Genomic DNA, 21,860 nt, shown 5'->3' with positions numbered 1-21,860 from the left:
GACACCCATGAACGACTCCATCCGCACCTTGCTTGCCGACGGCGCACGGTATCCGATCGCGTTGCCGAAGGCCAACATCACACACGTCACGTATCGCTGGACCAACGGCGTCGACGATGCGCTCGGCGCGCAGATCGTCGAACTGATGCGGCGCACGAGCGAAAGCGCGCCGATCATCGGCTTCGCCGAGACCATCACGGACGCGGAAGCGGACCACTATCTCGACGAACTGCGCTCGAATCTCGCCGCGGAGAAGGTTCGCCTGCTGACGATCTTCGCGAACACCGGGCAACTGATCGGCCTGTGCACGCTGCGCCGCAACGTGAATCCCAACAACCGCCATATCACCGATCTCGCGAAAGGCATGATCCACGACGCCTGTCGCGGCGGCGGCGTGCTGCCTGCCGCGTTCGTCGAGATCGCGTTGCAATGCGATCGGGACAATGTCGAACTGGTGACGCTCGACGTGCGAGACGGCACGCCCGCTCATCGCGTATGGGAACACTACGGCTTTCAGACGTGGGGCACCTTGCCGGACTACGCCCGTGCGAACGGGAAGGTCCATGCCGGCCACTTCATGATGCAGCGCGTGGCGGACCTCAAGGAACGCGCGCTCGGCATGCTCATGGGCCGCGACGCCAACCGAACCGCCGCCAGCGCATCGGCATGAGCGACGCCCTCTACACCGGGCCGATCATCGACTCGCACTGCCACATCGCATCGACGCGCTTCATTCCCACGGCGTTCCTCGAGGGATTCTGCGCCAACATTCATGTGCGGCTCGTCGCCAACGGCATACGGAAATCGCGATCGGAACTGCTCGATACCTACCTCGCGCAAAGTCAGGACCACTTCGGCGATGCACTCGTGGCCGACATGACGTCGGCCGGCATCGGGCAGGCCGTGCTGTTGCTGCCCGACTTCACGTACGTGATGAAAAGCGATCTCACGATCGCCGAGATGTATGCCGAGCATCATGCGATCCTGCAGCGTCACGGCGAGCGCTTTCACGTGTTCGGCGGCATGGATCCGCGCTGGGGAGCGGACGGTGTCGCGTTGTTCGAGAAAGGCGTGACCGAGTACGGCTTCTCCGGATTGAAACTGTACCCGCCCTGCGGCTACAGCCCCAGCGACAAGCGCCTTTACCCGCTGTACGAAATCTGTCGCGCCCATCGCTTGCCGGTTCTTCTGCACGTGGGTCCGACCAGCCCGGCGCTCGAGTTCGCGTACTCGCACCCCGATCTGCTCGACCGCGCGGCGTTCGATTTCCCCGACGTGAACTTCATCCTGGCGCACGGCGCCGTCCATCACGTCGACGCCTGCGCGCGACAGTGCGCGTATCGCCCCAACGTGTATCTCGACGTCAGCGCGTTTCTCGGCTCCCAGCATCCGCAGGGGTGGTCGGTCGCGCTCGCCGAGCTGTTCCGCATGAACATCAATCACAAGATTCTGTTCGGCACCGACTGGCCGGTCTTTCGCAACTCGGGCGGCCATCGCAAGGTCATGGAGCAGTTCCTCGCGCCCGACGGCCCGCTCGCGTCGGTCGCGCCGGTACAGCGCAAGTGGCTGATGTCGGGCAATGCGCGCGCACTGCTGCCGGCATCGCGCACGATCGATGCGATTGCGTGATTCCGGCCGTCGCGTGCGACGGCCGTCCCGCACGCACTACGGGCTCGCGGCTGCCTCGATGATCGGCGCCCTGCTCGTCTGGACCGCGTGGCCCGGGCATCGGGCCGACGCGATGGCGGAAACCGCCGACACGCTTGACCACTGGCGCGCCGATGAACGGGCGCAGCTCGAATCGATGCGCCTGCCCGCGAACGCCGGCGTCAAGGTTGACCCGTCGAATCGCGTGGCCACGTCCGCACAGGCAGCGCAGCTGGGCAAGCGCCTGTTCTCCGATCCCCGGTTCAGCCGAAACGGCGCGATCGCCTGCGCGAGCTGCCACGCCCCCGATCGCCAGTTCGAAGACGGGCGGCCGCTGGCGATCGGCGTGGGCGTCGGCGTGCGCCGCACGATGCCCGTCGTCGGCACGACCGATGCACCGTGGCTGTTCTGGGACGGCCGCAAGGACAGCCCGTGGTCGCAGGCGATCGGGCCGATCGAGGATCACAACGAGCACGGCGGCACCCGGCTGCGCGCCGCCCATGTGCTGGCCGAGCACTACCGCGACGCCTACGAGCCTCTGTTCGGACCGCTGCCCGACCTGAGCGCGCTGCCCCGTGACGGCGGCCCGCTCGGCACGGACGCGGAGAAAGCTGTCTGGCAGGGGCTCGACGAACGCACCCGCACCGACGTGTCGCGCGTGTTCGCGAATCTCGGCAAGGCGATCGCGGCGTACGAAGCGACGCTACGGTACGGGCCTTCACGCTTCGATACCTATGTCGACGGCGTCCGGACCGGCGATCCGGTCAAGCTGGCCGCGCTGACCCCGACCGAAAAGGCAGGCCTGCGCCTGTTCATGAACAAGGGCCAATGCATGACCTGCCACACCGGGCCCATGCTGAGCGACCGTCAGTTTCACAACATCGGCGTACCGCCGCGTAGCGGGACGGCTGCCGACACCGGTCGCGCGGCGGCGGTCGACAAGGTGCTGCACGACGAATTCAACTGCATGGGGCCGTTCAGCGATGCGAAGCCCGAGCAGTGCGAGGAGCTGCAATTCATCTCGACCGACGACCCGCAGATGCTCGGCGCATTCAAGACGCCCAGCCTGCGCAACGTCGCACTGCGGCCGCCGTACATGCACGCGGGTCAATTCGCGTCGCTGGACGCCGTGATGCGCCACTACGCGGACGCACCCGCGGCCGCGATCGGGCATAGCGAACTGAAGCGGATCGCATTGTCGGACGACGAGCAGCGGCAGCTCGTCGCGCTGCTCGGTGCGTTTTCCGGCCCTGTCGTCGAGCGCTGATCGTCCGCGCCGCCGCCCGTCAGCGTGATGCGTCGCGAACGGCGACGCCCATCACCTTGACCTGGCCGCCGAACGGCAACGCAGCCGCCTGATAGACGGTCCGCGCAGGCCGGCGATCCGCGGGAAACAGATCGGCATACACGCCATTCACTTCCGCGAGCGCGCCGATGTCGGAGAATGCGATGTCGACGAACACGAGATCGCGTGGGCTGAATCCCGCCGCTTCGAGCGCGCGGAACAGGTTCGCGAACGCGCGTCTCGCTTCTTCGGCCGGCGTACCCGGCACGTAGCGGCCGTCGGCGTCCAGCGAAAGCTGGCCGCTGAGATAGCAGGTGTCGTTGGCGACAACGGCATGGCTGATCGGCGACGGCCACTGCGGCAGATCGTTGCCCGACGTCACATAGCGTTTCATGCGCTTCCTCTCCTCGAATCGGGCGGTGCTACCCGTCACGCGATACGCACGGGCATCCGTTCCCGCGTTACAAATAGTGCTTGACGAGCAACTGAAAGAGATTCGACTGCGGCAGCGCGCCGTATTCGGTCGACGACGCACCCGCATTGATCTGCCATTGCAGCGCGACATCGGTTCTGGCGAAGCGATAACGCGCCTCGAGCCAGGTGAGCCGGCTGCGATCGGCGAGGTTCAACCTGACGAAACCGGACAGATCCAGACGCTGGATCCAGGCATCCTGCCACCTGACCATCGCGAAGAGCCCGTCGCGCGTCGTGGGGTCCTGCTGGGCGGCCGCCAGCGTTCGATAGGCGGCGTAGCCGGCCGGGGGGCCATTGCGCAGCGCCTGCCAGCCCGCGCGATCGAGCGCGGCGCCGTCCCGGTCGTACTCCAGCGTGACGGAAAGATTGCGCGACGTCGTGCAGGTCGCGCCGGTCGCGAGCTTCCAGCGGAACGCGACGTCGCTGTACGGCTGCCCGAGCGCGCGTGCAAGCGTCGACGGCCCTCGCCCGCCCGACCACTCCACGTACCCGACGCACGCGTTGTTGACGAGATGGACCAGATTGACGCCGAACTGGGGCGAACTGCCGGGCTTCCCGTCGTCGTAGATCACGATCTGCGGCGACAGATCCGAGATGACGCGCTGGCTGAACTGGAGCATCCAGCGCGTGCGCTGATTCGTCGCGCCGAAGTCCGGCGAGAACGATGCGTCGGTTGCGCGATCCGCGATCCGCGGTGCGACGAGCGCGCTGACGGAACCGTCGGCCCACAATTGCTGGCCGCGCAGCATCACCGTACCGAGCCGGTTTTCGCGCAGGCTCGCGGGATCCACCGACGTCACCGAACGGACCGCGTTGTCGCGGAAAAAGTCGGTGGGGTTGTAGCCGGTGGCGACACCGAGCCGCACATTGACGCGGCCTGCCTGCAGCAGCGTGCTGCCGCTGCCCACGCGGCCGTCCACATACAGTTCCTTCAGCGTGTTGATCGCGCCCGAGTCGCCGTCGAAGCGCCACGGACCGTTCAGGTCGAGTCGATCGGCGAAACTGACACCCCAGCCGTTCGAGAATGCATGGCGCGCACTCAGGTCGAGCGACAGGCGCGTGGCCGTGCGCGTGCCGCCCGGCCGCAGGGTGGCGAAACGCAAGCCGGGTTCGAGACTGAACTGGTACTTGCCGTCGTCGACCTTCTGCACCGGCGTCGCGTCGGCAAGCGCGAGTCCGGCCTCTTCCGCATCGTTTGCATGGCATACGCCCGCCATGCCGGCCAACGCGATACAGGCGATGCCGATTCGCGTCATCATTCAGGCTGGAAACGCGCCATGAAATCGGACTGGAACCAGGCATCCGGAATCTCCCGCGCCACGTAGTCCGCGTATCGCATCACGGTCACGAGATTCGGATTGAGCCCGTCGATGATCACGATCTCGGTCGGCCGCAACGCGCCGAGCTGCTGTTGAAAGCGTCGATAGAAGGCCGTCTTGAGGAGCTTGCCGCTTTCGCTGAAGAAACGTGCCTTCACGGGGCGCGAATCCGTCGTATCGATCCACATCTCGATCGAGTGATAGGTCATGTCGGATACGCTCTGGACGAGCTTCAACCGGTACGCACGGCGCGTCTGGCGCTCGCCGTCCTGCACATCCTCCTCCGCCTCCACCTGCGCACGATATCCCTGCGCGAAATTGACGGTGACCACGTCGCCGTTCGACGCCTGCCCGAGCAACCGTTGCTGCGGCGAAATGCGGATCGTCGCCTTGCTCGCCGGATCGAAAAACCACAGATCGTTGCCGCTCTTGAGCATCAGCTTGTTCGCATCGCGCGCCGGCGCGGCGAATCGAATCAGGCTGCGAAACTGGCCGCTCGCCGGGTTGATCCGCGAATAGGCGGTCAGTGCGTTCGAATCGGTTTGCTTGCCATCGGTGTATTGGGTCAGCGTGACATTCAGCGTGAACGGTTCGCTCGGGTTGCGAACGGCATCGCTCGCGGCGAGGATGCGCTGCGGATCGGGCGCGGCGTGCGCGGTACAGCAGGCGAGTGCGAGGATCGCGGCGGCGCCCAGGCGCGCCATCGAATGCGTCTGCATCGGAATCTCCGGGGCAAATACGGAATGACGGGGACGAGTGCGGCCCCCGCCCGGAACGGGCGGAGAACCGACTGGCTAGAGGACGTACGGGGACGCTGCGATGCGCAGCTCAGTAGCCCGGATACTGCATCTGTAGCGCGACCCACGCGGCCGTGCGCTTGCCGAATTCGGACGCGATCGCATTCAGCGATGCATCGAGCGCATGCAACGGATAGCGCGTGACCGGGGCGGACAGCATCCGCGTCGGCGCGTCGACGCCGGCCACACGATCGGGAACGATCGTCAGCCCGCGCCGGGTGCGCACGGGTTCGCGGCTCGCGGCCACCGTGTAGGCGGTCGAGCGGAACGTCGTCGAATAGGCGTCGGCCTCGAGCACGAGCGCAATTTCGTCGACGCCCGGCGCGATCGGGATACCGAAATCCTCGTGCGACCAGAACGACACATAGTTGGTTGCGATCGTCGCCATCGCCGGCAATCCGAGGCTGAAGCGGTCGGTCGCGATCTCGGACGACCATGCAGGGCGTCCGAGCCGCTCGGCGACCTGCAGCGCGCGTTCGTGCCCGGCGAGCGCCTCGACGAGCGCCAGCGATACCGGAATCGTCGCGGTGACGCCGGTCGTCGTGACGACCTTGCCGTCGGCAACGTAACGCTTGCCGTCGACCCAGCGCGTATCGGCGAATTTCTTGCGCAGATCGTTCATCGAGTACCAATGCCCCGTTGCGCGGCGGCCTTCCAGCAGCCCCGCGCGTGCAACGACCCAGACGCCGTCGCACACGCCGATGATCGTCGCGCCCTTCTTCGCCTGCCCGGCCACCCATGCAAGCAGCGCCGGATCGCTGTCGCGATGCACGGCCGGCACGATCACGTAGTCGGCCCCTTGCGGCACGCGCTCGTCGAACTGCGCGGTGGTTTCGTCCGGAATGACGTTCATCGGCGCCGGGAACATCCGGATCGGGCCCGGCTTCGTCGCAAGCGCGACGAGATCCGCCGCGCCCGATTCGGCCACGATGCCATAGGGAACGACGTAGTCGGTCAGCTCGGTATAGTAGTTCTCGCCGACGACGGCGACGATCGGGCGCGTGCGCCCGAAGCGCGGCTGATAGGCGGGCAGCCGGTCGGCGCGTGCCGCCGCGGGCGCGGCCGCTGCCGGCGCCGACGCTTCGCTCGCGGGCCCGGCATGGGCAACGTTCGCGATGCCCGATGCAAGCGGCGCGAGCAGCAACATCATCCAGTACAGCATGACTTTTCGCATTGAAGCCTCTCCGTGTATGGAACTCATCCAGTAATCAGGCATGGCGCCCGTGCCGGCCGTCACGATGCCACCGCCGGCGGCAACACGACGTTGAACGTCACGTCGTCGTCGCGCTGCGCGTCCCGGACCTTCAGCGTGATCGTCCACCAGCCGGGCATGCTGAACTTCATCCCCTGCAGCCGATACGCACCATTTCCGTCGCTCTCGACCACGCGGGGGCGCGTCGGCAGACCGTGCCCGTGCTGCGGCATCCCGCCGCTCACGTCGATGCGCGCACCGCGCACGGGCTCGCCCGACGCACGGCTCACGCTGACCGTCCAGACATGGATCCGGTTCAGCGGCGGCGGTGTCGTGGGCGGCTCGAGCGTCACGACGTACGCGCCCGACGCCGTCGCTCGCGTCAACGATAGATTCAGACCCGCGGGAACCGACTGCTCGGCCGGTGCGCCGCATGCGCCGAGCATGGCGATGCAGCTCCCGGCGAAGGCTAACATGACGATCCGCCGACGAATCGATTTCATTGACATTTCAACGACGCCCGATGCGGCCGCTCGATCACGCGTAGCGGAGCGCATCGACGATCTCCATGCGCGACGCGCGGCGCGCGGGCAGCAACGCGGACAGCATCGACACCACGAGCAGGCCGATCGCGGTGCCGACGATCAGGTCGTTCTCGCCCCACACGCGAATGATCAGCGGCACCGGCGAGCGGCCCGGCGGCGTCCACGTCAGACCGCTGACGTTGATGACGCCGGCGAGCAACGCCGCGCTGGCGACGCCGAGCACCGCGCCGATCACGCCGAGCAGCAGCCCTTCGCACAGGAACAGGCGCCGCACGCCGGCGCGGCGCAACCCCATCGCGCGCAGCGTTCCGATTTCGACCGTGCGCTCGAACACCGCCGTGCTCATCGTGTTGCCCACGGTAAACAGCACGATCGCGGCGATCAGCAGTGCGACAAAACCGAACAGCGTCGCGAACATCGCAAGCGCTTGACCATAGAACGGGTTCAGCACCGTGTAATCCACGACTTCCGTGTCCGTACCGGCGAATTTCGTTTTGAGCAGCGTCTCGAGCCGCGCCTTCGCGGCAGGCAAATCCGACGTGTGGCGCAACTGGACGACGATCGCCGTGGCCTTCGGCTGCTCGGCGCCGTACACGAGTCGTTGCGCTTGCGCGAGATGCAGGCCGACGTACATGTCGTCGTATTCCTTGATGCCCTGTCGTTCCGCTTTCACGACCTGCAGTTCCGCCACGTTCGGCGCACCGCGCGCGGTCGCCGCAAGCAGTTCGATCCGCCGGCCGCTCGTCCCGGCGGCCGGCGCCGCGCGCGTTCCCTCGGCAAGGGCCGCGATATCGCCCGGAAGCGGCGAGGCAGGCGTGGCGTCCACGGACTTCCTGGGCGGTTTGCAGTCGGGCACCTTGAGCGGCCCGCACAGTTCGAGTACACGCGCGAGGCCCGTACCGATCACGGCTGCGTCGCCCGTCGTTCCGGTCAGCGCCATCGGCGGGATCGTCACGGGGAAGCGATAGTCGTTCCAGGCGCGCATCCGGTTCTGGTCGTCCACGCGCACGCCGAGCGCGAGCGCGGTACGCGACAACCCCGCGTCGAAGTTGCCCGCGATGCCCTGCAACTGCAGCGTGGGCGTCGCGACGAGCACCATCGTCGCCAGTACCGGGTCGGCCTTCACCGCGTCGATGATCGCTTCGTAGTTGTCGATCCCGTACTCGGAAGGATTGCCGCTGCCGAACTCGTAGAACCCCTTGCGTTCGATCTGCAGGTGGCCGCCGTACTTCACGTAATCGGTTTGCAGACCATACGTGATGTTGCGCGTATAGCCGCCGAACAGCAGCACCGCGTGCGCGCCGACGATCATCGCAAGCAAGGTCGTGATCGAGCGACGGCGGTTGCGCAGCAGATTGCGGAGCGCGAGCGAAAATGTCTTCATGCGAACGCCTCCTGCTCGTCCGTGCGGGTCACGTCGGACACGATCCCGTCGGCAATATGGACGACGTCGTCGCCCGCCGCGATGACCTGCGGATCATGCGACGAAATCACGAACGAGACGCGCCGCTCCCGCTGCAAGCGCCGCATCAGCGCGATGATCTGCTGGCCGGTCTTGCTGTCCAGATTGGCGGTCGGCTCGTCCGCCAGCACGAGGTTCGGCGACGCGACGAGTGCGCGTGCGATCGCGACCCGTTGCCGCTGGCCGCCCGACATCTGTCCCGGACGATGGTGCGCCTTGTCGGCCAGGCCGACCGCATCGAGCATGTCCCGCACCTTCAGCGCCCGCTCGGACTCCGTCAATCGCGTGCCCGCGAGAAGCAGCGGATATTCGACGTTTTCGTGCGCCGTGAGCACCGGCAGCAAATTGAAGTTCTGGAAGACGAAACCGAGCCGGCGGGCACGAAAATCCGACAGCGCGTCGTCCGACAAACGGCCGACCTCTTCGCCCGCCACGACGATGCGGCCGCGATCGGGCCGGTCCACGCATCCGACAAGATTCAGCAACGTCGACTTCCCGCTGCCGGACGCGCCGGCAATGACGGTCAGTCTTCCGTCACGGATGTCGAGCGTGACGTCGCGCAGCGCGGTCACGTTGACGGAGCCCATCAGATACGACTTTTCAACGGCTTCGAGTATTACGGCGTTCATGGTCTCGATGTACGAAGTTGGCAGGCCGCGACAGCACGGTGCAGGACGATCGCGCAGCGCAGAATACCAACTTGCGTGTACGGAAAAACCTGTTCGTTGGGGCAGCGTCCGGGCGCGAACGCGATGCCGGGATGGCATGTCGCGTCCCGCATTCGCGAACAATCACGGCCGGGAGGGACCGTCAACCTGTACCGTCGGACGGCACACGTCGCCGGCCCTTGCGATTACGCTGCACCGTCATCGGCGCGCCGCCCCGGATCGAATCGCGGCCGCGTCTCGTCACGACTTCCGTTCCCAATCGGCATGCCAGTCAAGATCACGCCCTGGTTCATCCTGCATCGCCCGCAACCCGCGGCCACGCACCGGCTGTTCTGCTTCCCGTACGCCGGTGCCGGCTCGCTGCTCTATCGGCGCTGGGCGCTCGATCTGCCCGACTGGATCGAAGTCGTCGCGGTCGAACTGCCGGGACGCCAGACGCGTTTCTCGGAAGCGCCGCCCACGTCGCTGGATGCGATGACGGATGCGTTGGCCACGGCCGCGAGCGGGCTCCTCGACAAGCCATTCGGCACCTTCGGGTACAGTTTCGGCAGTGTCGTCGGTATCGAATGGTTGAAGGAACTCGATCGACGACGGCTTCGCGGGCCCGTTCATGCGTTCTGTGCAGCGCACCGCGCGCCGCATGTCGCACCGCGTCCGCTCTCGATTCATCGGTTGCCGGAACCGGACCTCATTGATTGGCTGAAAACGATGGGCGGCACACCGGATGCGTTGCTGTCGGAGCCGGACTGGCTTCGGCATTTCCTGCGCGCGCTGCGCGCCGATCTGGCGCTCGCCGAAGGATATTGCACCGATGCGCCATTCGCGTTGCGGTGCGGGCTGACCGTATTCGGCGGCCTGCACGATCCGCATGTCGATATCGACGCGCTGCGCGAATGGCGCCGCTACAGCGACGGACCGTTCTCCCTTCATCGGTTCGACGGCGATCATTTCTTCATCCATGCCCGGGAACGCGAGCTTCAGGATCGCGTGGTTGCGACGCTGGCCGCACAGGCATAGCCACGATACCGAGAACCGGTCGCGCCGGCATCGGCTGCGAGGTCATCCCGTCACAGCATCACGCGCTCGATGCCGCCATGGTTGGCCCGTGCGACATAATCGGCCATCCAGTTCTCGCCGAGCACCTGGCGCGCGATCTCGACCACGATGTAGTCCGCTTCGAGGTTCGCGTCCTCGCCGTAGCGCGACAGCCCCTGCAGGCACGACGGGCAGCTCGTCAGGATCTTCACGTCCGGGCCGGCCGCGGTAGCGGCCGCCGGCGCCGCCGCGTCGCCCGCCACCACCGGAATCGCACGCAGCTTCGCCGCGCCCTTGCGGATCTCTTCCTCCTTGCGGAAGCGCACCTGCGTCGAGATGTCCGGCCGCGTGACCGCCAGCGTGCCCGATTCGCCGCAGCAGCGATCGTTCTTCTCGATCTTGTAGCCGTCCTTCTCCGAACCCATCAGCTCGTTGACCAGCTTCACCGGGTCCATCGTCTTGATCGGCGTGTGGCACGGGTCGTGGTACATGTAGCGCGTGCCCGTCACGCCGTCGAGCTTCATCCCCTTCTCCAGCAGGAACTCGTGGATGTCGATGATCCGGCAGCCCGGGAAGATCTTGTCGAATTCGTAGCCCGCGAGCTGGTCGTAGCACGTGCCGCACGACACCACCACCGTCTTGATGTCCAGGTAGTTCAGCGTGTTCGCCACCCGGTGGAACAGCACGCGGTTGTCCGTCACGATCTTCTCGGCCTTGTCGTACTGGCCCGAGCCGCGCTGCGGATAGCCGCAGCACAGATAGCCCGGCGGCAGCACCGTCTGCACGCCCGCCTCCCACAGCATCGCCTGCGTCGCCAGCCCCACCTGCGAGAACAGCCGCTCGGAGCCGCAGCCCGGGAAGTAGAACACCGCTTCCGAATCGACGGTCGTCGATTTCGGGTTGCGGATGATCGGCACGATCTTGTTGTCCTCGATGTCCAGCAGCGCGCGCGCCGTCTTCTTCGGCAGGTTGCCCGGCATCTTCTTGTTCACGAAGTGGATCACCTGCTCGACCGCCGGCGGCTTGCCCGTCGTCGCCGGCGGATGCTGCGTCTGCTTCGTCACGACCTTCTTGAGCATGTCGTTCGCGAAGCGCTGCACCTTGTAGCCCACCCCCATCATCACGCCGCGCGCGACGTTGATCGTCTGCGGATTGGTCGCGTTCAGGAAGAACATGCCCGCCGCGTTGCCCGCGTTGAACTTCTTCTTGCCCATCTTGCGCAACAGGTTGCGCATGTTCATCGTCACGTCGCCGAAGTCGATCTTCACCGGGCACGGCGTCGCGCACTTGTGGCACACCGTGCAGTGGTCGGCCACGTCGTTGAACTCGTCCCAGTGCTTGATCGACACGCCGCGGCGCGTCTGCTCCTCGTACAGGAACGCCTCGACCAGCAGCGACGTCGCGAGGATCTTGTTGCGCGGGCTGTACAGCAGGTTCGCGCGCGGCACGTGCGTCGCGCACACCGGCTTGCACTTGCCGCAGCGCAGGCAGTCCTTCACCGAATCGGCGATCGCGCCGATGTCGGACTGCTGCATGATCAGCGACTCGTAGCCCATCAGCCCGAAGCTCGGCGTGTACGCGTTGCGCAGATCGGCGCCCTCGAGCAGCTTGCCCTTGTTGAAGCGGCCGTTCGGGTCCACGCGCTGCTTGTACGCGCGGAATTCGGCGATCTCGTCCTCGGTCAGGAACTCGAGCTTCGTGATGCCGATCCCGTGCTCGCCGGAAATCACGCCGTCGAGCGAGCGCGCGAGCGTCATGATCCGCGCGACGGCCGCGTGCGCGTCCTGCAGCATCTCGTAGTTGTCGGAGTTGACCGGGATGTTCGTGTGCACGTTGCCGTCGCCCGCGTGCATGTGCAGCGCGACGAACACGCGCGCGCGCAGCACGCGCTTGTGGATCGCCTGCGCTTCGTCGAGGATCGGCTTGAACGCGCCGCCGTTGAAGATCGCGCGCAGTTCCGCGCGGATCTCCTGCTTCCACGAGATGCGCACCGTGCGGTCCTGCGTGACGTGGAACACGGTCGCGCCCGGCTGCTCGTCCGCGCGGTCGGCGAACTTCTCGGCGAGCGCCTCGTAGCCGAGCTGCACCAGGTAGTGCTGCGCCTCGCGCAGCGGCTGGTCGAGCCGGTCGCGCACGAATTCCCAGCGTGCGCGCACGCGCCTGAGCAGCTCCAGCGCCTGCTGCACGCGGTCTTCCAGCAGTTCCGCGCTCGGGATCTCGTTCGCGTCGTCGGTCTTGCCGAGCGGCAGGTTGCCGCCACGGAAGAACGCCTCGAGCGCGTCGACCAGCTGCAGCTTGTTCTTCAGCGACAGCTCGATGTTGATCCGCTCGATGCCGTCGGTGTACTCGCCCATCCGGTTCAGCGGGATCACGACGTCCTCGTTGATCTTGAACGCGTTCGTGTGCTTCGCGATCGCCGCCGTGCGGCTGCGGTCCAGCCAGAAGCGCTTGCGCGCCTCCGCGCTGACCGCGACGAAGCCTTCGCCGCTCTTGCCGTTCGCCATCCGGATCACTTCGGACGTCGCGTGCGCGACCGCGTCGGCGTCGTCGCCGACGATGTCGCCGATCAGCACCATCTTCGGGAACGCATTGCGCTTGCTCTTGGTCGCGTAGCCGACCGCGCGCAGGTAGCGCTCGTCGAGGTGCTCGAGGCCCGCGAGGATCGCGCCGCCCTGCTTCGACGTCTCGAACAGGTAGTCCTTGATCTCGACGATGCTCGGGATCGCCTCGCGCGCCTGGCCGAAGAATTCGAGGCAGACGGTGCGCGTGTGCGCGGGCATCTTGTGCAGCACCCAGCGCGCGGACGTGATCAGCCCGTCGCAGCCTTCCTTCTGCACGCCCGGCAGGCCGGCGAGGAACTTGTCGGTGACGTCCTTGCCGAGCCCTTCCTTGCGAAAGCGCCGGCCTTCGATCTCGAGCATCTCGGTCTTCAGCAGCTTCTCGCCCGGCGCGTACGCGCCGTCGAACCACTTCAGCTCGAAGCGCGCGACCGCGATGTCGTGGATCTTGCCCTGATTGTGCTCGTGGCGCGTGACTTCGAGCCAGTTGCCGTCCGGGTCGACCATCCGCCACCACGCCAGGTTGTCGAGCGCGGTGCCCCACAGCACGGCCTTCTTGCCGCCCGCGTTCATCGCGACGTTGCCGCCGATGCACGATGCGTCGAGCGAGGTCGGATCGACCGCGAACACGTAGCCGGCCGCTTCCGCCGCTTCGGTCACGCGGCGCGTGACGACGCCCGCGCCGGAGAAGATCGTCGGCACCTTGTGCGCGACGCCCGGCAGCTCGGTGAGCTCGACCGCGCCGAGCTGCTCGAGCTTCTCGGTGTTGATCACCGCGGAGAACGGCGTGAGCGGCACCGCGCCGCCCGTGTAGCCGGTGCCGCCGCCGCGCGGGATCACGGTCAGGCCGAGCTCGAAGCACGCCTTGATCAGCGCGGCGATCTCGGCTTCGGTGTCGGGCGTCAGCACGACGAACGGGTATTCGACGCGCCAGTCGGTCGCGTCGGTCACGTGCGACACGCGCGACAGCCCGTCGAAGCGGATGTTGTCCTTCTGCGTGCAGCGGCCGAGCGCCTTGGTTGCGCGGCGGCGCAGCTCGGCCATCTTGTCGAATTCGTCGGCGAATTCGTCGACCGCGCGCTGCGCCGCCGCTTCCAGCATCTCGACGCGCGATGCGCGTTCGCGGCCGGCGGCGTCGTACCATCCGCTCACACTCACCCGACGACGTCTTGCAATTTCGGACAGCCGGTCATGCAGCGTGGCGATCAGGAACGCGCGACGCGTTCGGTTATCGAGCAAGTCGTCCTGCAGATACGGGTTGCGGCGCACGACCCAGATGTCGCCGAGCACTTCACAGAGCAGCCGCGCCGAGCGGCCCGTGCGGCGCTCGGCGCGCAGTTCGTCGAGCACCGACCACGCCTCTTCGCCGAGCAGGCGAATCACGATCTCGCGATCGGAAAACGACGTGTAGTTATACGGAATATTGCGCGACGGTTCATGTAATCCTGCTATTGCCCGAACACGATCTAGCAAATGTACGCTTGGCAGTCGGGCATTCATTGGCGTCTATGAAATGAATGATGATGCGATCGAGAACCACGCTCGGGAAAGCGGAATCGTATTCGGCAGGCAGCAGGCAAACTAAACGGAAATGGCGGTCCGGACCAGATCGAACGCGCTTTTCAGGATCATCGCCGTGGCTATGCCGATCAATGGAGGCGCAAGCACCCCGGTCACGCACAGCAGGACACGGCCCGGGACCGGCAAGCCCGGCCGCTTCCATGCGATATAAAGCGCGGCAGGCGGCAGAAAGAGAATCGACAAAATATAGGCTTTGTACGTCAACCCATGACGCGCGACAAACGCCTTGACCTTTTCCTTGAAAGACATTCCCGAACTCTCCTAGATCAATCCCAGACGGCTGACCTTCGCCACCGCCTGCGCCCTGTTCGAAACACGCAGTTTTTCGTACACATTCGTCAGATGAAACTTGACCGTTCTTTCCGACATCGAAAGTATTCGGCCAATTTCCCACGCAGTCTTGCCTTCGACTACCCATTTGATTACATCGGATTCCTTTCTCGTGAACTGAATCCTGTCCCGATCCGCGCAAGCATCCGGCTCGAGGCCTGGTGCGCGTGATTCCACGGCTTCCCGGCTCTGTCTCGCAATCTTCTGGGTCAGTGCTGCATGCAAATGCATGGCAATGAGGCTGACGAGCAACGCCGAATGCAACGTCGTGTCTTCGCACTTCAACTGCAAGACGGTCCGAATGGCCGTCGAATCGCCGGGCGGCGCGCCAATACAAGCGACCACTCCCTGCCCGCGCATGTATGACGCGACATCGTTGACCTGCGCATCGCGTTGCGGCACTTCCCCGTCGAGATCGCGCCAGCGAAAGGTATGATCCTGACGATCCGACAAGGCGAAGCAACTCAAATATCGATCAATGTCGATCCCGGCTCCAAACAGCGTCAGCCCTCGTCGGGTTCCGGCGTCGTTCGCCGCACCATAGCGATATATCAGTCCGTGAGAAGCTGCATCGCCGCTTCCTCCATGCAAAATCAAACACTTGTCGAACGGAATCACGCGTCCGATTTTTTCCGCGAGCTGATCGATCCCCTCGGTCAAACCGTTGGGACGAAGAATCTCGCCAATGATGCGCGAAAAGGTCTCCAATTTTCTGGGCCCTTATTGAAAAGACAAGATTCGTATTCGTTGAGATGCTCCGGCAGCCCAATATCTGCCAAAGCTTCAAGGCCTTACCGGATTGGCAATCCAACGCCACTTGCTTTCTATGCGTAAGCACTGCGACAGTATCCAATGGCAACATCCAGGCAGCCATCGTTCGCGAATCGTGGTTTGAGAACCAGCACTCAGAAGGAATACAAACCAATTACGCAAGACCATTAACATCTGAATTATTTACTTGCCAATGGCTGAAACAGTTCGCCACACGGGCTATATGTCTAGACTTCACGCTCTAAACTTGAAGCTGCGCAAGTATATCGGAGGACAGAAGACAGAAACATTACTTGCCGAAAAAAATTTGTAATCAACCTTTCTTTGGCATTACATCGAAAATGTGCGGTTTTATTGCATCGAAGCTATTGTAAGTCGCATAATATTTCAGCAATTCGACGAACTGCGGCATCTTGTCACAATCCAAACTTGGAAACGCCAGACAACTTTACAAATCAACCGACATCAATTTCAACCCGTCGTATAATGCGATGCATTATTTACATCGTCAGCATCTACGGCAATCAATTACCGTTGCGATAATTCAATAAATGCGGCCGATCAAATCACGCTTCCCGGATGTAGTTATATCTGCCGCGTTCTTGCAACCATCGATCTGCCGAATTAGAAAAATTTACTGAATGCGCAAACTCTCCACCGACGTATCTCGTCGGCATACGATTAGCGCAATCGCGAGCGGTGACCGTCACGGCTTGTGCATCCCCAAAGCGGAATACGCCGTATGAGGGGGTCACGACCACCATGCCGCGCACCGGGTACGGTCGCGGACAAGGAGAGGTCGCCGTCTATGAACGGCAACGCATGCGGACAGTCGGGGAATTCGGCCGGCATTCCGCCGCTGGCGAGACGAGCGGACGTGCCGCGTTCGATGCAATGCCGGCCGGTACTTCGGGAAGTCTGGTGCCCAGTGTGCACCGGTGTACTCATTGGAAACTACGTCGCGTTCACGAATGTCCGTCTTGCGTCCGTTTCGTCATCGCGCGAAGGCGACCTTCGAACTTGTGCAGCAACATCGACGCCGTGGCCGCAAGGCCGATGGCGAGTCCGCTCCATATGCCATAGATGCCGTATCCCAGCAGCACACCGGCCACCCAGGCGACCGGCAGACCGATGACCCAGTATCCGACGATCGATATTCGGAACGAACTCGTTACGTCACCGAGCCCTCGCAAGATGCCAACGCCGATGTTCTGGCTGCAATCGAAGATCTGCAGCAGTGCCGCGATCGTCAGCAGCCCGCCAGCGAGGCGCAGCACTTCGGCACTCGCGGCCACACCGTTATCGAGAAATGGCGCGAGCACGCGGGTGGGCGCAATGAGATACGGAAGCGCAACGACCAGCATGGTCACGACGCCCAGCGCGAGCCCCGTATAACCGAGTCGACGCGCCCCGCGATAGTCGTGCCGTGCACACGCATGGCTGATGCTGATCGACGACGCATGAGACAAGCCGACGGAAATCATGAACACGATGTAGATCACCTGATTCACGATTGTCTGGGCGGCGAGCGCATCGGCGCCGAGCGTCCCGATCACGAGCGTGAGGACGGTAAAGAACGCTGCCTCCGATCCATAGGTTGCCGCAATCGGCAAACCCATCCGCCACGTCCGCGCCAACGTATCGGCATCGGCACGCCAGACGGCGAGCGACAAGTGTTCGGACAGTTCCGGCCGGCGCCTAGCGATCGTCAGGAACGCGATGAAGGAAAGCAGGTACACGCAACTGGTTGCGCACGCAATGCCGATCAGGCCGAGCTTCGGAAATCCGAACCGGCCGAACATCAATGCATAGTCGAGCGCGGCGTTGACGACGATCGATACGATCGTGATCGCCAATAGCGGCCCAGGCCTGCGCAATCCGACGGTATATTGTCGAAGCACCTGAAACCAGAGACACGGCAACATGCCGGGCGCGGCCGCCGCCAGATAGAACGACGCTTGCCGCGCGACGTCGGGGTCCTGACCGAGCCAGACAAGCGGCTTTTCGATGCACAGCATCATCAATGCAAACACCAGTGCCGCAAGCGTCGACAACGCAAAGCCGGACCGCACCAGCCGCATGATTTCCGCATGCGCGTGCTGGCCGTTCGCGAACGCGACGAGGTTGCCGGTTCCCGTCACCAGCCCGGTTCCCATCGTCCGGAACTGGTTGAAGATCGTCAGCGCGAGACCGCCAGCGGCGATCTCGCGCGGGCCAAGCATCCCCATCATGACGATGTCGGTGGTCGTCAGCGCCACCTGTGCGAGCTGCGTGAGAACGAGCGGAGCGGCAAGCACGCCGATTTGTCTGGCATCGAGCCAGACTTGCCGATGAAGTTTCATACGGCGCGGGAAAATATCGATTCAAGTTCGTGAGCAACCGACTCGTCGAGCAGATTCCGCTCTCGCATCCAGTCGTCGTTGAACACCGTGTCCAGATATTTCTCCCCGCCGTCACAGACCAGGGCCACGAGTGTCGCACCCGCGGGCAGCGAATCGAACATCTTCAACGCGTGCCAGACGACACCGCCTGCCGAGCCGCCGACGAGCAGCGACTTCTTGCGTGCGATATAGCGTGCTGTATTGAATGCGGCCGCGTCCGTCACTTTGAAGCCTTCGTCGAGCAACGCATAGTCGACCAACGCGCCGATCTCGGCGCCGGGCGGTGTTCCGGTGCCGGACTGATAATACGGCCCGCCTTCGCCGCCGAAAACGATCGAGCCGACGGGCTCGACGCCGACGACTCGCGGCGCCGGGCCGGTCGCGAGCAGTTCCCGCGCAGTGCCGAACAGCGACCCGCCGGTGCCGACCGCACCGACCAGAAAGTCGATCCGGTCGCCAAGAATGTCGCGCAGCTCATGTGCCAGCCCGCGATAACCGTTACCGTTCGCGGGATTGTTGTGCTGCTCCGTCCAGATGCCGTGCGGATCGTCGGCCGCCATGCGCTTGGCAAGTGTGTCCCGGTCCGCCGTCGCGATCTCGTCGCCGTCGCTCACGTAGACGAGTGCCGCGCCGAAGGCCTGCATCGCGCGCAACTTGTCTTTCGATGCGTGACGATCCACGACCGCGGTGAACCGATAGCCGCGCTCGGCCGACAACAGCGCGAGCCCCATGCCCGTATTGCCGGAGGTCGATTCGATCACATGCCCGGCCGGCTGGAGACTCCCGTCCCGTTCGGCTTCGTCGAGCATCTGCCTTGCCATGCGGATCTTGGCGCTGCCGGTCGGATTCGTCGACTCGAGTTTAAGCAGGACGCGCGCGCCGTTGGTGCCGCGAATCAATTCGAACAACGGCGTGCGGCCGACAAGATCCGATACCTTCGACACGATCGCAGGTACGGTGATCGTGGATCGCTCACCGAGAAAGCGTACATTCATGGTCAGGCTCCCGGAAACTGGAAGAGGCGATCGACGCGCCAACGCGGCCGTGCGCCGTCAAGTGTCAAGACAAGCTTGGGGGGAAGCGGCAGCTCGTGAAACGAAGATTCGTTCGAATCCATCTGGTAGCCGGCGGTGTTTGGGTAGATCAGCAGATCGCCGGGTTCCGGGCGCTGCCCGAATGCGATCTTGCGCCAGGTCAGCATGTCCGAATCGAGGCAGCTCGCCCCGCCGACACAGGCGCGATAAGGCGTGCCCGTGCGCGGCGATCGTGAGGGCTCGCGCGCCGCGCTCAGCAGTTCCGGATCGGGCAGGAATTCGCTGGCGAACCATTGCTCCGAAACGCTGAAGCTCGTGCCATTGACGGTCGCGATGCCATAGTCGCCGCAGTCCTTCACGCCCTGCACGGCAAAGACCGTGAATCCTGCCTGATCCAGCAGTGCACGCCCCGGTTCCAGCATGATTTTCAGGCCATACTCGCGGGCCAGTTCGGCGAGTGTTGCGGACTCCGTGTCGGGAGTGCCCGCCAGGATTGCATCGAGCATCCGCGCGCCGCTGCAGGCAGAGTGATACGGATAGAAGCCGCCGAATACCTTGTTCGCGTGGTAATCGTCCGGCCGGTGTGCGCGCTGGAATGCGCGCCAGTCGCTCTCGCTGGCGTACGACATCGCGAAGCCGCCGCCGATATTGATCGTGTTCGGCGCAAGGCCGAGTTCACGAGCAGCCATGCACGCACGCATCGCCATCGCGGCCTGATTGCAGCGCTCCATCGCGCTGTACCCGGACAGATGAAACGAGAACCCTTCAAGGGCGACCGACGCCTGCGTCGCGGCACAGGTCGACAGCGCAACGCGCAGCGCCTCGGCACTCAATCCGAATCGACTATCGCCTCGTGCCGTGGGCGCCATGCGCAACAGAATGCGCGCGGTCCGCCTGGCCTGTCCCGAGAGCGCGATCAGCCGATCGAGTTCCTCCTCGCTGTCGATCGCGATCAACGCATCGTGCGAAACCGCGAGCCGCAGCAGCGCCTCCGACTTCGACGGCCCGGATACGCCGATATCGGTCCCGCACACCCCGGCGGCCAACGCTTCCGAGAATTCGCCCGTGCTCGCGACGTCGACGCCGATCCCGGATGCCGCGGCCGCATGCGCGAAGCATCGCGCCTTGTTCGCCTTCTTCGCATAGTAAATGCGCCCCGACACCTGGCGATCGTCCAGTACGCGCTGAAATTCGGCGACATTGCGCGCGAAGCGCCCGGGAAACAGGAAATGAAGGGGTGCGTCGAAGCCATCGACAAGATCGTGGATCATCGCCTGATGTCCGTCCACGAAATCGCGCAGTAGCGGATCCCACAACGCGGGCAATCGGGGAATATCCGTCACCATAGTTCGACTTCCCGACCGAGCCTTTTCGCCAGCGCGGCATCGGCCAACACGCGCCCGAGCGCGATGTCCGTCACGATCATTCCGCTGTTGAACGCGTAAACGATATCGGTGTCGTTGCGCCGTGCAGGCTTGCGGCCCAGCAGTATGTCCGGCAACTCGGCGTCGACAGCAGGCAGTTTTCCGGCTTCGTCCACGAGATCGGCGCCGGTCACCTGCATTTGCGCCTCGCTCGTCGCGATGCGGTAATCGGCGCAATGCAGCGCGTCAGCATGAATTCCGTATCCGACCAGCAGCGCCAGCGCGCCCGGCTTCAGCGCCGCGTGCCGCACGGCCTCCGATACACCGGCGCCAGCCACGCCCAGCACGATGTCGGCCTCGTTCGCGGAGGCGACGAGATCCTTCGACACTTCGATGTCACGATCCGGGTGAAAGCGCTTCAGCGTATTGCGCACGGCGTCGATTCCCGACTCGTAGTGACCGTGCACGATCACGCGCTCGATGTCCGGCAATGCGGTGAGCAGGAACGGCGCCGCCATCCGCCCCTGCGTGCCCGTGCCGACGACGAGGGCCGTTCGCGCCCGCGGCGCCGCCGCACGCGCGATCAGGGCCGACACCGCCGGCGTGCGCAGCGACCCGACAAGACTGCCGTCCATCAGCGCGACAGGCAGGCCCGTTTCGTCGTCGAACAGCAACAACGTCGTGTAGTACTTCTGAAGTTCGCGGTTATGTTCCGGATCGAACTTATACGACGTCTTGAAACCGACCGTTCTGCGTCCACCGTCTCGACCCAGCATCGAGTACGCGACGGAATGCTTGTCCGCCGGCTGGCTCATCAGCTTGCGCGGATTGTCGGATTCGCCGGTGCCGAGGCCAAGGTATGCCCGTTCGACGGCTTCGAGCACCATCGATGGGTCGTAGTCGAGTTCGTCGATCGTGCGCTTGCCAAGCACCAGGAGTTTCGAGGGTTGCGTCGCGAGCCGCGGCCGAATGTCCGCGTCGGGTTTGGCGTCATCTGCCATCGTGGATATCATCGTATTCACTCGTGTCTCACCGAATTTCACGTATCGAAGGGGCCTGCCGCATGCATCGTGCAGGTTGACTTGAACACGGATGTAACGGGGCGACGCCGGTGGACCGGATCGCCTCGTCGCCGCGCCATTCATCGTGTGCAATGGGTTTCGACATCGGCCATGAATCGGACGGATCGATCCCGTCGAAAAGAGTCATTTGTTTCCCTCGTGTGAAATCCGGCACTCACCTGTCTGACATCAGGCGAATACGCCGCTTTCGGTGTCGACGACCGATGCACCGCGTGGTGCATTTCGCGGTCGTCTTCTCTCGATATTGTTCGGTGGAGATGAATCGGATGTGTCGGTCGACTGGCGACACGTTCGATCACTGCGGGTGCTTTATCCTTAGCAGCGTATTCATGATG

General features: G+C 64.3%; 18 protein-coding genes. 4 read left to right on the top strand and 14 right to left on the bottom strand.

The window, feature by feature from the left end:
- Positions 1-7: 7 nt before the first annotated feature.
- The 3 genes from CFB52_RS30570 to CFB52_RS30560 are packed head-to-tail and all read left to right on the top strand — an operon-like array spanning position 8 to position 2,914.
- Complete coding sequence (locus CFB52_RS30570) at positions 8-670, top strand: GNAT family N-acetyltransferase (RefSeq protein WP_060010812.1); 663 nt, start codon at positions 8-10, stop codon at positions 668-670.
- Complete coding sequence (locus CFB52_RS30565; RefSeq protein ID WP_060967283.1) at positions 667-1,629, top strand: amidohydrolase family protein; 963 nt, start codon at positions 667-669, stop codon at positions 1,627-1,629. Before CFB52_RS30570 ends, CFB52_RS30565 begins: the two co-directional genes overlap by 4 nt.
- A 13-nt stretch (positions 1,630-1,642) precedes the next feature.
- Positions 1,643-2,914 carry a cytochrome-c peroxidase gene (locus CFB52_RS30560; RefSeq protein ID WP_257220786.1) on the top strand — a complete coding sequence of 424 codons (1,272 nt, stop codon included), beginning with the start codon at positions 1,643-1,645 and terminating at the stop codon, positions 2,912-2,914.
- 19 nt (positions 2,915-2,933) lie between these two features.
- Here CFB52_RS30560 and CFB52_RS30555 read toward each other — a convergent pair whose 3' ends face one another.
- From CFB52_RS30555 to CFB52_RS30525, 7 genes are all read right to left on the bottom strand, one after another.
- On the bottom strand, positions 2,934-3,326 hold the full coding sequence (locus CFB52_RS30555) for a RidA family protein (RefSeq protein WP_059583847.1): 393 nt from the start codon (positions 3,324-3,326) through the stop codon (positions 2,934-2,936).
- 67 nt (positions 3,327-3,393) lie between these two features.
- Positions 3,394-4,665 (bottom strand): hypothetical protein, encoded by a 1,272-nt coding sequence (locus CFB52_RS30550; protein ID WP_257220785.1) that lies wholly within the window; start codon positions 4,663-4,665, stop codon positions 3,394-3,396.
- On the bottom strand, positions 4,662-5,444 hold the full coding sequence (locus CFB52_RS30545; protein WP_059583849.1) for an outer membrane lipoprotein-sorting protein: 783 nt from the start codon (positions 5,442-5,444) through the stop codon (positions 4,662-4,664). The genes CFB52_RS30550 and CFB52_RS30545 overlap by 4 nt, the downstream gene beginning before the upstream one ends.
- Before the next feature lie 109 nt (positions 5,445-5,553).
- The gene (locus CFB52_RS30540; RefSeq protein WP_059642214.1) at positions 5,554-6,696 is read right to left on the bottom strand and encodes a DJ-1/PfpI family protein; all 1,143 of its coding nucleotides are present in this window, start codon (positions 6,694-6,696) and stop codon (positions 5,554-5,556) included.
- A gap of 59 nt (positions 6,697-6,755) precedes the next feature.
- On the bottom strand, positions 6,756-7,100 hold the full coding sequence (locus CFB52_RS30535; RefSeq protein WP_257220783.1) for a FixH family protein: 345 nt from the start codon (positions 7,098-7,100) through the stop codon (positions 6,756-6,758).
- A gap of 151 nt (positions 7,101-7,251) precedes the next feature.
- A complete protein-coding gene (locus CFB52_RS30530; RefSeq protein ID WP_099318309.1) occupies positions 7,252-8,643 on the bottom strand; it encodes an ABC transporter permease in 1,392 nt (463 codons plus the stop codon).
- Positions 8,640-9,350: an ABC transporter ATP-binding protein gene (locus CFB52_RS30525; RefSeq protein WP_059583855.1), complete on the bottom strand. Its 711-nt coding sequence runs from the start codon at positions 9,348-9,350 to the stop codon at positions 8,640-8,642. Before CFB52_RS30525 ends, CFB52_RS30530 begins: the two co-directional genes overlap by 4 nt.
- Before the next feature lie 123 nt (positions 9,351-9,473).
- On the opposite strand from CFB52_RS30525, the gene CFB52_RS30520 reads away from it, so the two are divergent.
- Positions 9,474-10,406, top strand: coding sequence for a thioesterase II family protein (locus CFB52_RS30520; protein ID WP_099318308.1), 933 nt, complete (start codon positions 9,474-9,476; stop codon positions 10,404-10,406).
- Between the two features lie 50 nt (positions 10,407-10,456).
- On the opposite strand, the gene CFB52_RS30515 is transcribed toward CFB52_RS30520, so the two are convergent.
- The 7 genes from CFB52_RS30515 to CFB52_RS30485 all read right to left on the bottom strand — a co-directional run bounded on the left by CFB52_RS30515 (position 10,457) and on the right by CFB52_RS30485 (position 21,588).
- Positions 10,457-14,482, bottom strand: coding sequence for a DUF3683 domain-containing protein (locus tag CFB52_RS30515; protein WP_373680982.1), 4,026 nt, complete (start codon positions 14,480-14,482; stop codon positions 10,457-10,459).
- A gap of 81 nt (positions 14,483-14,563) precedes the next feature.
- Positions 14,564-14,812 (bottom strand): hypothetical protein, encoded by a 249-nt coding sequence (locus CFB52_RS30510; RefSeq protein WP_059579608.1) that lies wholly within the window; start codon positions 14,810-14,812, stop codon positions 14,564-14,566.
- 12 nt (positions 14,813-14,824) lie between these two features.
- Entirely contained in the window at positions 14,825-15,601 is a 777-nt protein-coding gene (locus CFB52_RS30505; RefSeq protein WP_257220781.1) for a helix-turn-helix domain-containing protein, read from the bottom strand.
- 1,028 nt (positions 15,602-16,629) lie between these two features.
- Positions 16,630-18,006: an MATE family efflux transporter gene (locus CFB52_RS30500; protein ID WP_099318307.1), complete on the bottom strand. Its 1,377-nt coding sequence runs from the start codon at positions 18,004-18,006 to the stop codon at positions 16,630-16,632.
- A complete protein-coding gene (locus tag CFB52_RS30495; protein ID WP_099318306.1) occupies positions 18,003-19,040 on the bottom strand; it encodes a cysteine synthase family protein in 1,038 nt (345 codons plus the stop codon). Before CFB52_RS30495 ends, CFB52_RS30500 begins: the two co-directional genes overlap by 4 nt.
- Before the next feature lie 2 nt (positions 19,041-19,042).
- Positions 19,043-20,425 carry an alanine racemase gene (locus CFB52_RS30490; protein ID WP_099318305.1) on the bottom strand — a complete coding sequence of 461 codons (1,383 nt, stop codon included), beginning with the start codon at positions 20,423-20,425 and terminating at the stop codon, positions 19,043-19,045.
- Positions 20,419-21,588: an ornithine cyclodeaminase family protein gene (locus CFB52_RS30485; protein ID WP_257220778.1), complete on the bottom strand. Its 1,170-nt coding sequence runs from the start codon at positions 21,586-21,588 to the stop codon at positions 20,419-20,421. Before CFB52_RS30485 ends, CFB52_RS30490 begins: the two co-directional genes overlap by 7 nt.
- Between the last annotated feature and the right edge of the window lie 272 nt (positions 21,589-21,860).

Source organism: Burkholderia sp. AU18528, from assembly GCF_002223215.2.
Taxonomy (GTDB): domain Bacteria; phylum Pseudomonadota; class Gammaproteobacteria; order Burkholderiales; family Burkholderiaceae; genus Burkholderia; species Burkholderia semiarida.
The sequence above is the reverse complement of the archived record's forward strand: the minus strand, read 5'-3'. Positions and strand labels throughout refer to the sequence as shown.

What these genes read in the sequence shown, in the direction of transcription:
- CFB52_RS30570 (WP_060010812.1), top strand. Translation starts at nt 8, where the DNA reads ATGAACGACTCCATCCGCACCTTGCTTGCCGACGGCGCACGGTATCCG.
- CFB52_RS30565 (WP_060967283.1), top strand. Translation starts at nt 667, where the DNA reads ATGAGCGACGCCCTCTACACCGGGCCGATCATCGACTCGCACTGCCAC.
- CFB52_RS30555 (WP_059583847.1), bottom strand. Translation starts at nt 3,326, where the DNA reads ATGAAACGCTATGTGACGTCGGGCAACGATCTGCCGCAGTGGCCGTCG.
- CFB52_RS30550 (WP_257220785.1), bottom strand. Translation starts at nt 4,665, where the DNA reads ATGATGACGCGAATCGGCATCGCCTGTATCGCGTTGGCCGGCATGGCG.
- CFB52_RS30545 (WP_059583849.1), bottom strand. Translation starts at nt 5,444, where the DNA reads ATGCAGACGCATTCGATGGCGCGCCTGGGCGCCGCCGCGATCCTCGCA.
- CFB52_RS30540 (WP_059642214.1), bottom strand. Translation starts at nt 6,696, where the DNA reads ATGCGAAAAGTCATGCTGTACTGGATGATGTTGCTGCTCGCGCCGCTT.
- CFB52_RS30530 (WP_099318309.1), bottom strand. Translation starts at nt 8,643, where the DNA reads ATGAAGACATTTTCGCTCGCGCTCCGCAATCTGCTGCGCAACCGCCGT.
- CFB52_RS30525 (WP_059583855.1), bottom strand. Translation starts at nt 9,350, where the DNA reads ATGAACGCCGTAATACTCGAAGCCGTTGAAAAGTCGTATCTGATGGGC.
- CFB52_RS30520 (WP_099318308.1), top strand. Translation starts at nt 9,474, where the DNA reads ATGCCGGGATGGCATGTCGCGTCCCGCATTCGCGAACAATCACGGCCG.
- CFB52_RS30515 (WP_373680982.1), bottom strand. Translation starts at nt 14,482, where the DNA reads ATGAATGCCCGACTGCCAAGCGTACATTTGCTAGATCGTGTTCGGGCA.
- CFB52_RS30510 (WP_059579608.1), bottom strand. Translation starts at nt 14,812, where the DNA reads ATGTCTTTCAAGGAAAAGGTCAAGGCGTTTGTCGCGCGTCATGGGTTG.
- CFB52_RS30500 (WP_099318307.1), bottom strand. Translation starts at nt 18,006, where the DNA reads ATGAAACTTCATCGGCAAGTCTGGCTCGATGCCAGACAAATCGGCGTG.
- CFB52_RS30495 (WP_099318306.1), bottom strand. Translation starts at nt 19,040, where the DNA reads ATGAATGTACGCTTTCTCGGTGAGCGATCCACGATCACCGTACCTGCG.
- CFB52_RS30490 (WP_099318305.1), bottom strand. Translation starts at nt 20,425, where the DNA reads ATGGTGACGGATATTCCCCGATTGCCCGCGTTGTGGGATCCGCTACTG.
- CFB52_RS30485 (WP_257220778.1), bottom strand. Translation starts at nt 21,588, where the DNA reads ATGAATGGCGCGGCGACGAGGCGATCCGGTCCACCGGCGTCGCCCCGT.